We start from the raw sequence: 14,878 nt of genomic DNA on the forward strand, positions 1-14,878 counted from the left end.
TATAAAAAAACCTTGACAGAAAAGTCTACTATTTCTGTCAAGGACGAATACGTACTGTTTGGTACGACACTATCCGCGGTGCCACCTTGCCTTCACGGTTTGACCCGTGCTCTTATAGGATACCTTCATATCCCCGACTACTAACGGGAGTCTTCCGTTGCAGAATACTAAGCCTTGGAAAAAGAGCTGTTCCCTGCACCCTCAGCGGTCCATTTGAATACTTGTTTCCAACCTGTTCTCAGCTAACCAGGCTCTCTGTGTGGGCATCATAAACTTTATCTCCGCTTCAACGGTTTGAAGTATTAAATTAGTGAAATCATACCATCTGCCAAAGGGCATGTCAATAAAAAAATGGGACAACAGAAAATTTCTGCTGTCCCTTATTATTTAAAGTCTCATGGCAACTTCATATGCTCTCCAGATTACTGAGCGAAGGTTTCCGATCTGCTTGCAGTCACCAACAAAGTCCATGTTGCTGGTCCTGTCATTATCCCTGATAACCGGATCAGGAACGTATCCTGCGGAGCTTATTACGCTGTCGCAGGCTATCTCGATCTCTTTTCCATCCTTGTCTGTGCAGATGATGGAGCCGTCCTTAACCTCCTTAAGACGGGTCTCAAGGTAGACTGGAGTCTTATGAAGAGCAAAGTACTCGCGAAGGTATGAGCTATTAGCAAGACATACTCCTGTCTGTGAAACAAGGTCATCCTTCATCTCTACGATAACCGGGTTCTTGCCCATAAGAGCCAGCTCGTATGCTATCTCACAGCCTGTAAGGCCACCGCCGATAACAGCTACTGTATTGCCAACCTCTGCGCCCCTTAGGAACTCACAGGCCTCTATCATCTTCTCATGTCCTGGAACATTTTTAAGGATCCTTGGCTTAGAGCCTGTAGCAATAACGATATCGCTCTTTCTTCCAAACTTTCTAGGATCTTCAATCTCTGTATTAAGGTGCACCTCAATGCCAAGTACTTCCATCTGTCTTCTGTACCAGGCAAGAAGGTCACGAAGCTTACCCTTGTAGGACTCAGCACTGGCTGCAATAAAGGTTCCTCCAAGCTCTCCGCTCTTTTCGTAGATAACAGGGTTGTGGCCCCTGAGCTTAAGAACTCTTGCTGTCTCCATTCCGCCAATACCGCCGCCTACGATATGGATAGTCTTAGGGTGCTTGGCCTTTTCTATGAAGTGCTTGTCAGTCTGCATGGTCTCAGCATTAACTGCGCAGCGTGCAAGGTGAAGTGAATCAGAAAGTGCCTGATCATTAGGAACTCCCTTGTAGTGGCACATGTTAAAGCAGCCGTTGTGGCAGAGGATACAAGGTCTGATATCCTCTTCCTTGTCTTCCATGAGCTTGGTAACCCACTCAGTGTCTGCAAGGAATGGCCTTGCAAAGCCTGCGCCGTCGATCTCTCCCTTGGAAATAGCATCTGCTGCTACTCTTGGATCCATTCTTCCCGCACAGACAACAGGAACATCTACCTGCTTGCGGAGGTTTATTACATCCTGAAGGTTGCAGTTCTCAGGCATATAGATTGGTGGATGAGCCCAGTACCATGCATCATAGGTTCCGTTGTCGCAGTTGAGCATATCGTAGCCAGCATCCTTAAGATACTGCGCTGCCTTAACTGACTCCTCAAAGTCTCTTCCTGCCTCAACGTAATCCTCTCCAGGAAGGGCTCCCTGCCTCATTCCCTTGGTCTTACTGATGACACTGTATCTAAGAGAAACAGGGAAATCGCTTCCGCACTGCTTCTTGATTTCCTGAACTATCTCTACTGCAAAGCGGTATCTGTTCTCAAAAGATCCGCCGTATTCGTCTGTTCTCTTGTTGACGTAAGGAAGAGTGAACTGGTCAAGAAGATATCCCTCATGAACAGCGTGAACCTCAACGCCGTCAACACCAGCTTCCTTAAGGAGCTTTGCACTCTTACCGAAAGCTTCTACGAACTCCCTGATCTCTTTTACAGTCATCTCTCTGGATGGTACCTTATCAGACCATCTGTTAGGTGATGGGCTGGCTGAAGCAGTGATCTTATCAAGATCCATAAATGGCTTACTAAGAACGCGAAGTGCTCCGTTAGTATAGAGTTTCTCCATCATGCTGCTGATGGTAAAGGATCTTCCAAAGCCAGCTGTAAGCTGCACAAAGAGCTTAGCTCCAGTCTTGTGGAACTCAGGCATCCACTGCGCCAGCTCCTGATACATCTTCTTGTTGGTGTAAAGCCACTGTCCAAACATAGGATTATAGACTGGCTGACATCCAGGAAGCACAAGACCTGCGTTGTTCTTGGCAACCTTTAAGATAAACTCAGCTCCCGCCTTGTCAAAGTGGTTCTTTTCCATCCATCCAAAAAGATCTGTTCCACCCATGGATGTCAGTACGATCCTGTTCTTGATCTCAAGGTTACCTATCTTCCATGGTGTAAATAATGACTGTAAACTCTGGTCCATTTGCCGTAATCTCCCACAATTAGTCTTTTAAGTATTCTATGAGCTTATCAAGGTTTTCTGTTGCAGCTTCTCTTCCAAGCTGATAAACCCTCTCAAGCTCATTTGGATCTTTTTCTATTGCACTTATATTAAGGGGTGCCTTGGGTCTTAGAACAAAAACCCTGCCCTCATTTTCTCTGTTTCTTACATAGCGCTTCTCGTCGTTGTACATAAGATAGCGCTCCTGCATGCACTTTATCATCGCAGGATACTTACGAAGCATCACCCTTGCAAGTCCCATGAATTTCTGCTTACCCTTGACGTAGTCTATGGGCTGGGTCTCAATCACAAGGATCCTGCCGCACTCTTTTCCCTCCATGAACTTAAGAGGAATTGAATCAGATATCCCGCCGTCAAGGTATACACCGCCGTCAATCTCAACAGGCCTTGAAACCAGTGGCATAGAAGCCGAAGCCTGTATCCAGGTGATATCCTCTTTTTCTCCGTCCACGCATCTGTGGTAAACAGGGTCTCCCGTCTTAAGGTCAGTGGCCACGCAGTAGAACTCCATTGGGTTTTCCTTAAATGACTTGATATCCCACTTATCGAGATGGTATGGAAGTTCATCGTAGCAGAAAGATACGTTGTAGATGTCTCCTGTAAGAAGAAGAGACCTTACGCTGTGATACCTCTTATCGGAGCAGTACTTCTTGTTGTAGCGAAGAGCTCTTCCCTTCTGGCCTGACTTGATGTTGCAGCCAAATGTGGCTCCCGCCGAAACTCCAACAGCCACGTCAAAAGAAATATCGTTTTCCATAAGGACGTCCAAAATGCCGCAGGTAAACATCCCGCGCATTGCTCCGCCCTCCATTACAAGCCCTTTTCTCATACTATCTCCCCTGTAAACTCGCTATTATCAATTATATAACAAAAAAAGCGCCCCGTTAAGGGCGCTTTATAAGCATTTTACTTAGATATCCTCTGGAAGAGGAATGTTTGAAACTGAGGTATAGGTCACTACCACATCATCGTAGTCAGATACGTTCATGCCAACCACTTGGTAGTTGGTGCTTCCGCCGTGGAAGGCTGTTCCTACATCAGCGATATTTACTGTATCAAAAGCTACTGGCTTGCCATTCTTAAGGAAGATGGTGCGAACTCCTACTCCCTGTACATCATACTTGGAATAGTTGGTTGCAGACAGCTCTACAAGGCCGTCATTTTTCTGAGCATTTACAGAAACATGTGAGTATGCGCACTTATCTGTAGGAGCGGTGTTGTAAACATACTCAAAGCTTGCAGCTCTTTTCACTGCTTCAGTTGCAAACTGTCCATAAAGGATGAACTGCTGGCCGTTCTTTACAGCATCTGAGTAGTCGTTGACTCTCCTTAAAACTGTTCCGCTCTTATCCTTTGCAAGAAAATCAGCGCTGATCTTGATATCGCTGCCTGTGGTATTGGTTGCCACAACTACGTAATATGTAAAGAACCCCATTCCATCAGGGATCAGGTACTCATCGTCGATAGTAATGTCAGTACTTACCTCATTTTCTGCGTATGCTATTGTAGCTGGAACTATGTCGGATTCAAAATAAAAGACTGAAAGAATCATCCCCAAAGCGATAAGAATGGAAAAAAATCTTTTCTTCATAGCCATCTCCTCCGACAAAATTTTTAGTAACTTTTGCTTCGTTACATTAATCATTATCGAAGAAAAAAGTGCCGTTTTCCATAGGGAAACAGCACTTTTAATGGTCTTTTAAGAAAGGTACCATTCTGTTTAGAAACTACCTGTAGAGCACGTGGTACCCACCAAATTCTTCTACAGTATACAAGCCGATATCCGGGAACAGCTCTCTGTCAGCGCTTGATACAACGAACACATCGCCATCGTATTTCCCTGAACCAAGATCAGATGGGAGCTCAAAAATAAAGTTGCCAAAACTTTCAGCAATCCTGAACTCTGCAGTCTCATCCTTGTACTTAACAGTACTGATGAAGCGGTCTGGATCATACTCGGTGTAGTAAAGAGCAAGCATGAAGGGGGCTGAGAGGCCGTCGTAGGTGGAATGTATGGTCCTGTCGTCGCCTGCGATCTCATAGGCTCTCTTGATGGCATCTCCGTAGCCTGGCATGAAGATACTCACTGCCCAGTGGTTATAATCTGTGAAATAGTCTTTGGTAAAAGAGACTCCTCCAGCCAGCAGTACCACTGTAAGAACCACTGCTCCAACCTTTCCAAGATTATCAAAGATGAAAGCTCCACCCTTTACAAAGAAGTAGATCATAGGGATAAAGAGCATGACAAGCCTCTGAATATCAGGAAGTATCATCAGATCCAGGATCACGCTTCCTATAGTGACGCTGATGAACATGGCGTTAAGGGTCCTGCCCATGGTATCAACCTTATTGTTTATGCTGGTAAAGAGCTCCAGAACACCTATCACAAATCCCAGAAGTGTTATAGGGAAAGTGAACTCAAACAGGGAAGCATAGCCCTTGTAGTAGTGTGCAATAGTATGATTCTCATCACCAATGCTCACAGCAAGGAGCATGGACTTAAGGTTTGCAAGGATGTGTGCACCTGAGCCTTCTCCCAAAGCCACAAAGGCTTCTCCGGATCTGGCTGATGTAAACCTGTTAAAGGTAATTACATTCGTGATGATCTCAGGAAGTCCCAAATAATTAACTGCATAGAATATTAAAAGCGGCAAAAATACCACCACGAAAGTGATGATTGAAGCCACTAGCTGCTTTGGAGACAGCGCCTTTATTGCAAGGCTGTAAAGCGCCATGAGGACCAGCACTATAGGGATCACGATGGTTGCTGCGCCGTAGCTGTACATACAAAGGGAAAAAGCTGCTGCACTGAGGCAATATACTAAGGTACTCTGTTTTTTTGCTCCAAGCAAAAACAGATACACCGCCAGCATCAGGCTAAAGGGCATGATGTTGCTGTCAAGGCTCCACCTTGAGAGGATCACATGCCATGGGCAGATAGCAAGAAATGCTGCGCCAAGAACTGATGCTTCGTTGCGATAGCTCTTTTTCTCAAATCCAAGTCTTAAGGTCAGGTAGAAAAGAAATACCGTAAGTATCCCACATACTGCAGGTATCATCCTGAGCTTTGTTATGCCGGTTCCAAAAAGAGAAATTGATACTACGTTCAGATAGATAAGCAGGGGGCTTCCGCCGCCGCATCCCCAGGTTATCGGGTAGACCGGGAAGTGATATCCGTTTCTGTCTATTCCGAATTTGGCAAGGATGTAAGCCTCATATCCGATGGATGCCTCGTCCTGCTGAAGGCCAAGAGGAACTTCCCCAAGCTTATACAGTCGCAGAATTGCAGCCACAAGCATGATCAGGGCAAAAAGAAATCCTGCTGCTCCATCACTTAGATGAAAGGGATTTTTCTTTTTCCTGAAAACATAAAAATATAAGGCTGCCACACCCAAAAGGATGTAGGCAGCCGTAGCTATATAGTTGTAGTAATCAATAAGTCGCATATTGTATCCTATCTTGCATGCATTGCGCCGTTCCAGTCTGTGATGCCCATGTAGGACGCCGCTCTGTTAATATATGCACCGGCATTTGGTCCGTCCATCTGCTGGTAGAATTCAAAAGCAAGCTTTCTTGCGCCATTCTGATGAGTAAGTCCAACAGAAAGACCCTGTGCTACTTCTACAGGATAATCTGTCTGTCTGTTAAATGCAATGAGTTTGATGTGCTGATTGGTCACGCATCTCTGATATGCGTAAACAATAGCTGCAGCCTGGGCTTCCTCGCCCTGAGTTGAAGTGTAACCAACCTCTGTAAGAAGGACTGGTCTTACTCCGCCCTTGGTATTAAGGAATGCTGGCTGGCTCAGGAAATCTGTAAGAACCTCGATATTCTCCATGGTAAGGTATGGTGTGTTTGCGTCATGTCTTACCATTGCTGCGTTCTTAGGTGTCCAGAAGCTTGTCCAGGTCATTGGATAGTTATATGGATGCTCAGCAACTGCCCAGTCGATGTTGCCCTGAGCTGAGATGCATGCGTTGATTGCTTCCAGCATGCTTCTTGCTGAGTAATATGATCCGTTATGAATATGAGTCCAGTTCTGGTCAAGGCTTATGCAGACATAAGCGTTGGCGTTTCTGCTCTTGATGGCGTTATAGCAGACTCTTAATGAATCTGAATAAAGCTGAGCGTATGTCATCTCATCTGTTACAGCTGAATAGTTCCAGATATTCTTGGCATTTACTTCGTTGGCGATAACCCAGTTATCAACCTGGCCACAGCCATTCTTGCCGTTATATCTCATTGCAAGGAATGATACTACAGCCTCAAGATTCTCAAGACCCTGATCATCTGAAGTGTTCATCAGATAGTAGTTGGAATGTCCGCCTCTTGCAGTAGGTGAGATCATGAACTCTTTTCCACCTGCACGGGGATTAAGAAGGACCATTGTCATGCCCATTCCCTGATTGGTGCTGGTTCTTACACAGTGGTCATACTGGCTAAGCTTGGATGAATCAAAGTGATAAGTCTTGCCATTGTAGCCATACTGAACAGCCCCGTTACCACCGATGATGTCTGTGATGTTGATGTTATATGCACCCTGCTTTACGCCAAGCTGAACAGACTCTGTGTTGCCGTTTCCGATCTTGGCTCCGTCAAGGATAAGACCCTTTTTACCGTTGTTTTTCCTTGCTGGTGATCCTGATGCCAGAGCTTCAGGGTTGGTGATGTACTTGGCTCCTGCAACGGATACAAAGTTACCGCCCTGCTTGACTGCTACCTGGAACTTGTCATAGAGGTGGCAGTTTGCTGTCTGATAGCCAAGAGGTACACTCATGTTGAGGCCGGCGCTTATTGGAGCCTGAGCCACTGGCGCACCTGCTGGTGCTCCCTGATAGGGCTTTTCTGCGAAAAGATAGTACAGACCATCGTCACTTGCCGGAAGGTCTGAAGCAGAAATGTTTACTACTACACTATCACCTGCGATAGATACTGAGTTGATAGTAACAGCGCCAAGTCCGGCTGCATTAGCCTTTAAAGGCGCAAAAGAAAATACACTTATAACAGCTGCAGTGAGCACAGCGGCCATTTTAAGTGATGCAAAGAATGTTCTTTTCATTAATAACCCTCATTTCATAAAATAGTAGTATCTTTAATTGTATCGAAAAAGCGATTAATAATCAACCTTCATCAGGGCCAGACCCTGCGGAGGCGCGGTAGGACCTGCCTTCTGTCTGTCACAGGCCTCTAAGATATCCTTGACCTCTTCCGGTCTTATGTTTCCAAAGCCAACTTCAAGAAGGGTCCCCGTAAGGATCCTGACCATGTTCTGAAGAAATCCGTTGCCATGGAAGTAAAGCCTTATATAAGATCCGTTCTCTTCAATATTGATGGTATCGACGCATCTTACTGTGGACTTCTTCATCTTGTTGTTACCACAAAAGCTCTTAAAATCATGGGTTCCTATAAGGTACGTCGCAGCCTTCTTCATAGCCTCAGTGTCAGGCTTCTGATCAAGGATGGTCACGTACTTCCTGTCAAATACAGGCTTGGCAGTGCCATACCAGCAGGTGTATCTGTAGGTCTTGCCAAGAGCGTTGTACCTTGCATGGAACCTTTCAGAGCAGATCCTCACCTCATTAACAGAGATATCTTCCGGGAGATACTGATTCATGTAGCTCTGTATCTCCTCCTCGGACATATCCGTATCAAGGACTGCGTTTGCTGTCATGGCCCTTGCATGAACTCCCGCGTCTGTGCGCCCTGAACCGTTAAGGTTTACAGGTTCGCTCTCCGGAGCATTTGTCATCTTATTTAAGACCGCTTCAAGCTTACCCTGAATAGTCATGTCCTTGCCAGGCTGTCGCTCCCATCCATAGTATCTTGTTCCGTCATAGCTGATGATAAACTTATAGTTTCGCTTCATATCCTGTCAATCTCTTATCCAAGAACAACCAGTATCTTGTGAGTGCCAGCAGAAAGCACGTCGATAATGTCAGCGCCAATTATCGCGCATGCCTCTCCGGCTGCTTCAATCTCTTTTCCGTCAATAGCAACGCTCTTGATCACGTACTGACCAGCGTCCTTTTTGTCAGGATTCTGGTATGTAACTTCTAAAGTCTTGCCTCTGAATGGAAGTGAGATCGCCGCTTCATTGTCAGCACTGAACTGGCTTGCTACGAGCTTAGGCTCAATGCACAGATCTCCTGCTGCGCCGCATACACCAAACTCCTGTGTAACCACTGTCATGAGATACCAGCTGGCTGCACCTGTGAGATAGTTGTAAAGACCTCTTCCCTCGCCGTTAAAGTACTCAGGAACACCAGGATAGATCCTACTGGTCTCAAAATCTGATGCTGTCTCATAGAGAGAGTTAAGGGCCTTGAATCCCTCTTTTGCAAAGCCTCTCTTATAAAGTGCATTACCGAACATTACTGCCATGTGTGAGAATACAGCTCCGTTCTCCTTGTCGCCATAGGAGAAACCAAACATTCTTCCAAGGTCTGTTCTAAGTGCCTTGAAGTCTGTATTTAAGCGGTATCCGCCAATCTCTTTGCTGTAGAGGTGCTTATCTGCACTCCTTATGATCTTAGGAACATCTTCCTCTGTGGCTGTTCCAGCCATTACAGAGAATACCTGACCTGTGAGCATCATTCTGACGTTCTTGCCCTCTGGAGTACTGAACTCACCCTCAACAGCGTTACCATTGTCATCGTAATAACCGTTGAACCAGCCATCGCCCTGTGAGTCTCTTACCCACTCGGTCTTTCTGATCCTGTCCATGAGGTCCTGAGACTTCTCTTCAAGAGCAGCTGCAAGTTCCTCAAGATCTATCTCTTCCTTGACTCCGCTGATAGAGCTCTTTACCTCATCCATGTAGCCGTAAAGGAGCTTTCTCTTGTTCTCAGGGCTGTCAAAGAGCTCGTCGCCATCAGAGAGAATAAGTGGCAGTATCTCTTTTGCCAGCATGCAGGTCTTGTTGCCGCCAAGGGACTCATAGAGTCTTATATAATCTGCGATATCCTGGAGATTTCCAGCATATCCGTTAGTGAAAGCAACGCTCTCGCCCTTGTGAGTAGCCATATCCAGGGCGTCGTTCCAGTCTGCACCGCGAAGTCTAATCTTGCCATGCTCTCCCACATCATAAAATGCTGTGAGGTTCTCTATAAGAAGGTGCTCAAGTACTGAGCCCATGTACTCTTTTCCTGTGTCATCCTTCTGAACTACGCCGTAGTCCTCGCTGTAGGAATCATCTCTCTTCTCAGCGCGGCAAACGAAGTTGTCCTTGAAGTATGTGGCGTCTTCCATGAGGATATCAAGGTCACCTGTCTGATCCATGTAGAGCTTAAGGGTCAGGAAAGGCCAGAAGCCGTGATCCATCCATACTCTTGGAATACCATTTCTGTCAGCCTTGAATTCTCCTGGCTTGTCACCGATGATTGTAGCGTTGGTTCCATCAAGTCTTACGCCCCTGAAGTTATCAAGGATCATTTTGCGAACTCCGTCAGGATCTGTAAGAAGAAGTGCCAGGCAATCCTGCCAGAGGTCACGCCATCCTCTTCCGCCTCTTCCGTAGTCGTGGTGAGGAAGGAATGAGCAGCCGTATATTCTTCTAAGCTGTGGCTGGAAAGCAATCCACTCCATGAAGTTATCAAAGTTCTCATCGCCGGTCTTAACGTGGATGTTTGTAATGTTCTCCCAGTAAGCCTTAGCTTTCTCAAGCTCTTTTGCTGCATTGTCAGCGCTCTTTATGGCCTCTGTTGCAGCTTCAAAGTCTTTGCTCTCGTATTCCTTAAACTCTGTATCCTTTTCTCCAACATATGTACCAATAGCGATCTGGTAGGATGCGCTCTTGCCAGGTGACAGAGTTACCTCTTCAAACTTAAGGGCGCCGATCATCTCTTTTCCATCAACCTTGATTGGGCCTGACTGGAAAGACTTCATTCCATCAAGAAGTGATCTTGGACGGGTATATGTACCGCCTTCACCCACAAAACTGTCAGCATCAGCGATGAAACCTACAGGATTTCTGCCGCTTTCATCAGCGCCGATTACGAAATATGCTGTGTCATTGATCTGGTGTCCCCTCTCATCAAAGGACAGTGTTGGCTTAACTACAACTCCCTTGTCAGTAAGTATGGCTCTGTTAAGGAGAGATGTAACATGCCTGTGGTCCCTGATGTTGTCAGCGCTACGAGCGTAGATTGGAACTGCTGCAACAGGGGTAAAAGAAATATCAGCATCAGAGACATTAGTGAACTTAACGGTCATGATCTCTGATGAATTATCTAAAAGTGCAAAGATGGTTACCTGCGCCTGAATCCCTCTGTCCTTGGACTTTCTTGTGACACTCTGCCACATGCGTCCGCCAGAAAGAGTAACCTCATCCTCTCTGTCTGTGAATCTGTCAGCGTCCTGGGATGCAGATGCTCCGCATGCTGACCAGATGCCATCCTCAAATACAGCCCAGAAGTTTCTTGTGTCTCTCTCGGCATGCAGATCAGATACGCTCTTTGGCGCGATCAGAAAGTGATTCTGATCCAGCTTACTATCTCCGCCAAAATCTGGAGATACAGCGCTTCTAAGTCCCTTACCTCCTGCAACAGGAAGATAAAGACCACTGGTGTGCTGTGGATCCTTCATTTCAAATGATCCGCAGCCATCAATAAACTTGTAACCACTCATATGATTTCCCTCTTGTTTCCTAACAAAAATGGTATTGCCTCTAACACTTAATCTTACCTTATTGGCAGGCTACTTGTAAATGAAAATGGAAAAACTAGATACAAATAAAAAAGACTTCTTTCGAAGTTATAGATCGAAAGAAGTCTAGATTGTTTTTTTGTGAGCAGGACTATAAGCCGGGTTATGTCGTGAATGATCATCTATCTAGGACTGCTGTCGCCAACAGCCTCAAGCGACCCACCTGAGAACGAGCCGGGCAAGCTCATGGTCCTCTTTTCGGTCTTGCTTCGGATGGGGTTTACATGGCTACTGATGTTACCACCAGCACGGTAGTCTCTTACACTGCCTTTCCACCCTTACGTAGCGCAAAGCGCTCCGCGGTATATCTCTGTTGCACTATCCTGGGAGTTGCCTCCACCAGACGTTATCTGGCATCCTGCCCTGTGAAGCCCGGACTTTCCTCTCCCGTGCCCTTTCGTTTGCACGGCAGCGATCATCCATCCTGCTCATTGGATACTCAGTATAGCACAGGGTATTCCATGCCGCAAGTAGCGCAAAAGGATAGTAATCAAGAGGATGTCACTTTTAGTGGCATCCCCTTGATCTCCTCTTTGGGCAAATATGAATCACTTACGCCTTCTGATGAATCGCACGATCAACCATATGATGAAAATGATGATTCCAAGTAAGATGATCGGCAAAAGTATTGGTGCGATATAGTGAGTCCAGGACACTGTCTGCGGCTCTACAGCCTCTTCTACAGCTGTACCTGGCTCTACAGTTTCTTCAGGAGCATTTACGGCTCCAGTCTCAGTCTTTCCTGTACCCTCAGCCTTCTCTGCACTGCCTGCGGGCTCTGCAGCCTCCTCAGTTACTGCGGGTGCTTCTGTTGCGGTCTCACTTTCATAAGTAGGCTTTGCGGCTTCCTCAGTTGCGGGTGCTTCTGCCATTGAATCACTATCATAGGTTGCCTCTGCGGCTTCCTCGTATGTCGCTTCCTCTTCAGTGGCAGGTGCTTCAGCCATTTCCGCACTCTCCGTAGCTGCTGGTGCCTCCATGGCTGTCTCGCTCATGGAAGGGCTGGTGCTCATATTTGAAACTCCGCCAGTCATCTTAACAACGGCTGCTGCGCCAACAAGGAGAATCGCAAACATGGCAGCAATTCCAGCGTACTGCCTGATGCCATCACCAAGGCGCTTTCCAAATGTCACTATCTTATCTGTCTGGGGCATCGAACCCACGCCACCCTTTGACAGTTCTTTTTCCACGTTCTGAAGGATGCGCTTTTTCATTTCATCATCGACTTTAACGTGTTGCATAACTTTTTGATATTTATTCAAAGTCGTAGGCCTCCTTCAATATAGTTTTTAGTTTTTCCCTTCCTCTTAGAAGGTCAGAGCGGACTGTAGCCTCCTTGCGGTCAAGGACCTTTGAAATATCCGCGGTGCTAAGTCCCTCTGCGTAGAACAGGTGGATGACTTCCCTGTATTTTTCCGGGAGCTCTTTTACCGCGTCCCAAACAAAGGAAAGATCCTCTTTTTCAGCTGCCACAAGCTCTTCCATAAGCTCGTCGGTCTCTCTGTATTTGTTGTATTTGATCTTGTTCTTGCTGATGTTGGCAGCAACACGAAGGATCCAGGCCTTTTCATGCTCGTCGCTCTCAAAAGCCGGAGCTGCCTTCATATACTGGATAAGCGTATCCTGCAGAATATCCTCTGCGTCGCTCATATTGTGAACGTAAGAATATGCCAGACGGAGAACCTTGTCTCCGTAGATATCAATTACCTGGCCAGCCCTCTCGTTTATTGTGCCGGCAGATGATGTTTCTTTTTCCTTGGAAAAAGAGCTTTCTCTTGATATAACTTCTGCAAACAGGTGAAAAGACTGATAAAGCAGGTCATCCAGAGATACTTTTTCCCTCATAAGCGCTCTTGTCATAACTACCTCCCAGGGATTGTCTCCCCGGGAGATAGTATATCATATCAGCTTCTCTTTTCCACCATGCGAACAAGTGAAATGAACTCATCCTTGTAGTCGTCAGTGTTATCAAGTTCCTTGTATCCCTTGATGATGTCCTTGTAGGTTACTGATCCTGAATAGTCGCTGTCACTAAGAAGCATAGCAAACTCTGATACAAGACCTGCGAACCTAAGGTTCTCGCTGGCGTTCTCCCTGAATACCTCGCTGCCAACTACGTATGTAAGAAGGTTTGACTTATCCTCTTCTGGCTCTTTGTAGCGGATCTTGATTGTTGCGTAGTCATCAGAAGCATCTGAGTACTCAGCGTTCTGGTACTTGAGCTCGATGGCGTTCTTGCTGTCAGATGGAACGATCTCGTAAAGAGCTACAACTGTGTGACCTGAACCAAGCTCTCCGCCGTCCTTCTGGTCGTTATTAAAGTCAACTGCATCCATCTCTCTGTTTTCGTAGCCGATAAGTCTGTAAGAATTAACTACTGCAGGGTTGAACTCAATCTGGAACTTAACATCCTTAGCTACTGTTACAAGTGTAGAAGTCATCTCCTCAACAAGGACCTTTCTTGCCTCTGTAAAGGAGTCGATGTATGAGTAGTTACCGTTACCGCAGTCTGCAAGTCTCTCCATCTTGTCATCCTTGTAGTTGCCTGCGCCAAAACCAAGAACTGAGAGGTAGATTCCCTGATCCTTCTTTTCTGTGATGAACTTCTCAAGCTCGTCAGGATCTGAAATACCAACGTTGAGGTCGCCGTCTGTTGCCATGATAATGCGGTTGTTTCCGCCATCGATAAAGTTCTCTTTTGCGATATCATAAGCCATCTCCATGCCTCTCTCGCCTGCTGTTGCTCCGCCTGCTTCAAGAGATTTGATGGCAGATTTGATCTTTCTCTTATCTGAGAAGTCAGCTCCGTCAAGGACAACCTTCTCATGGCTTGCATAGGTTACGATTGATACTGTTCCTTCGCCCTCAAGGTTGTCTACAAGCTCTATAAATGCCTTCTTTAAAAGACCGAGCTTGTCTTCATCATCCATTGATCCGGATACGTCGATGAGAAATACCAGGTTACTCTCTGGGAGCTGTCCATCAAGCTTATCTTCTGCCTTTACACCAACGAACATGAGCTCGTGATCCTCATTCCATGGGCATCTTGATACTTCTGTTGTAACGCCGAACTTCTCACCCCTCTTTGGGCTCTTAAGGTCGTATGAGAAATAGTTGATGAACTCCTCAGGTCTTACTGACTCCATTGGGATACCTGACTGTCCGTAACCATCCTCGATCATTCGTCTTACGTTTGCGTAGGATGCTGTGTCTACATCCGCTGCGAAGGTTGAAAGAGGCTGTCCCTGGGATAAGAAGAATCCGTTCTCATCCGGCTTGTCGTAGGACTCTGTGTTGTAGTACTCAGGAACTACTATGCAGTAGTCATCATCGTAGTAGTAACCTGTTTCGCAGGCTGACTCTGTAGCAGCAAAGCTGTCAAAGAGTGATGAACCTGCTGACTTTGGTGCTGCCATGATTGGCTCTTCGCAGGCCTCTGTGCTGTAGTCGCCGTAAGATGCCTGTGGGCTCTCTGCAGCTGTCATAGCTTCTGTAGCAGCTGTTGCGCCGCCGCATCCTGCAAGTGTTCCTGTAAGCATTGTTGTCATAGCTAAAGTAGAAATAATTCTGTAGTTCTTTTTCATAATAAAATCCCTCCAAATGTGTTTGTTAATTGCCTTTCTAACATGTACACAATTGAAGGGAATAAAATGTTGCAACCATTCAAAAATTTTTTTTTAAA

General features: G+C 46.2%; 10 protein-coding genes and 1 other RNA gene. All 11 read right to left on the minus strand.

All coding sequences use genetic code 11. From position 1 onward, the window contains the following. Nucleotides 1-387: 387 nt before the first annotated feature. The 11 genes from D6855_RS04185 to D6855_RS04235 all read right to left on the minus strand — a co-directional run bounded on the left by D6855_RS04185 (nt 388) and on the right by D6855_RS04235 (nt 14,780). A complete protein-coding gene (locus tag D6855_RS04185; protein ID WP_120738384.1) occupies nt 388-2,454 on the minus strand; it encodes an oxidoreductase in 2,067 nt (688 codons plus the stop codon). 19 nt (nt 2,455-2,473) lie between these two features. Next, nucleotides 2,474-3,322 (minus strand): patatin-like phospholipase family protein, encoded by an 849-nt coding sequence (locus D6855_RS04190; protein ID WP_120738386.1) that lies wholly within the window; start codon nt 3,320-3,322, stop codon nt 2,474-2,476. An 81-nt stretch (nt 3,323-3,403) separates the two neighbouring features. Continuing rightward, the gene (locus D6855_RS04195) at nt 3,404-4,084 is read right to left on the minus strand and encodes a hypothetical protein (protein WP_120738388.1); all 681 of its coding nucleotides are present in this window, start codon (nt 4,082-4,084) and stop codon (nt 3,404-3,406) included. A gap of 136 nt (nt 4,085-4,220) precedes the next feature. Beyond that, nucleotides 4,221-5,939: an ArnT family glycosyltransferase gene (locus tag D6855_RS04200; RefSeq protein WP_120738390.1), complete on the minus strand. Its 1,719-nt coding sequence runs from the start codon at nt 5,937-5,939 to the stop codon at nt 4,221-4,223. Nucleotides 5,940-5,947: 8 nt separating this feature from the next. Beyond that, the gene (locus D6855_RS04205) at nt 5,948-7,552 is read right to left on the minus strand and encodes a DUF5722 domain-containing protein (protein ID WP_120738392.1); all 1,605 of its coding nucleotides are present in this window, start codon (nt 7,550-7,552) and stop codon (nt 5,948-5,950) included. 54 nt (nt 7,553-7,606) lie between these two features. Then, nucleotides 7,607-8,359 carry a tRNA pseudouridine(38-40) synthase TruA gene (truA, locus tag D6855_RS04210; protein WP_120738394.1) on the minus strand — a complete coding sequence of 251 codons (753 nt, stop codon included), beginning with the start codon at nt 8,357-8,359 and terminating at the stop codon, nt 7,607-7,609. 14 nt (nt 8,360-8,373) lie between these two features. Continuing rightward, nucleotides 8,374-11,118 carry a GH36-type glycosyl hydrolase domain-containing protein gene (locus D6855_RS04215; protein ID WP_120738396.1) on the minus strand — a complete coding sequence of 915 codons (2,745 nt, stop codon included), beginning with the start codon at nt 11,116-11,118 and terminating at the stop codon, nt 8,374-8,376. Nucleotides 11,119-11,274: 156 nt separating this feature from the next. After that, nucleotides 11,275-11,627, minus strand: an RNA gene (gene rnpB, locus D6855_RS04220) — RNase P RNA component class A. A 117-nt stretch (nt 11,628-11,744) separates the two neighbouring features. Continuing rightward, nucleotides 11,745-12,458, minus strand: coding sequence for a hypothetical protein (locus D6855_RS04225; RefSeq protein WP_147368117.1), 714 nt, complete (start codon nt 12,456-12,458; stop codon nt 11,745-11,747). Continuing rightward, nucleotides 12,451-13,056 carry an RNA polymerase sigma factor gene (locus D6855_RS04230; RefSeq protein ID WP_243111805.1) on the minus strand — a complete coding sequence of 202 codons (606 nt, stop codon included), beginning with the start codon at nt 13,054-13,056 and terminating at the stop codon, nt 12,451-12,453. The genes D6855_RS04225 and D6855_RS04230 overlap by 8 nt, the downstream gene beginning before the upstream one ends. A 44-nt stretch (nt 13,057-13,100) precedes the next feature. Continuing rightward, the gene (locus D6855_RS04235) at nt 13,101-14,780 is read right to left on the minus strand and encodes a vWA domain-containing protein (protein ID WP_120738400.1); all 1,680 of its coding nucleotides are present in this window, start codon (nt 14,778-14,780) and stop codon (nt 13,101-13,103) included. Nucleotides 14,781-14,878: the final 98 nt, after the last annotated feature.

The organism is Butyrivibrio sp. CB08, assembly GCF_003625485.1.
In the GTDB taxonomy this organism is placed as follows: domain Bacteria; phylum Bacillota; class Clostridia; order Lachnospirales; family Lachnospiraceae; genus Butyrivibrio.

Excerpts from the sequence above, each read along its gene's own strand:
- D6855_RS04185 (WP_120738384.1), bottom strand. The coding sequence starts at position 2,454 with ATGGACCAGAGTTTACAGTCATTATTTACACCATGGAAGATAGGTAAC.
- D6855_RS04190 (WP_120738386.1), bottom strand. The coding sequence starts at position 3,322 with ATGAGAAAAGGGCTTGTAATGGAGGGCGGAGCAATGCGCGGGATGTTT.
- D6855_RS04195 (WP_120738388.1), bottom strand. The coding sequence starts at position 4,084 with ATGAAGAAAAGATTTTTTTCCATTCTTATCGCTTTGGGGATGATTCTT.
- D6855_RS04200 (WP_120738390.1), bottom strand. The coding sequence starts at position 5,939 with ATGCGACTTATTGATTACTACAACTATATAGCTACGGCTGCCTACATC.
- D6855_RS04205 (WP_120738392.1), bottom strand. The coding sequence starts at position 7,552 with ATGAAAAGAACATTCTTTGCATCACTTAAAATGGCCGCTGTGCTCACT.
- truA (WP_120738394.1), bottom strand. The coding sequence starts at position 8,359 with ATGAAGCGAAACTATAAGTTTATCATCAGCTATGACGGAACAAGATAC.
- D6855_RS04215 (WP_120738396.1), bottom strand. The coding sequence starts at position 11,118 with ATGAGTGGTTACAAGTTTATTGATGGCTGCGGATCATTTGAAATGAAG.
- D6855_RS04230 (WP_243111805.1), bottom strand. The coding sequence starts at position 13,056 with ATGACAAGAGCGCTTATGAGGGAAAAAGTATCTCTGGATGACCTGCTT.
- D6855_RS04235 (WP_120738400.1), bottom strand. The coding sequence starts at position 14,780 with ATGAAAAAGAACTACAGAATTATTTCTACTTTAGCTATGACAACAATG.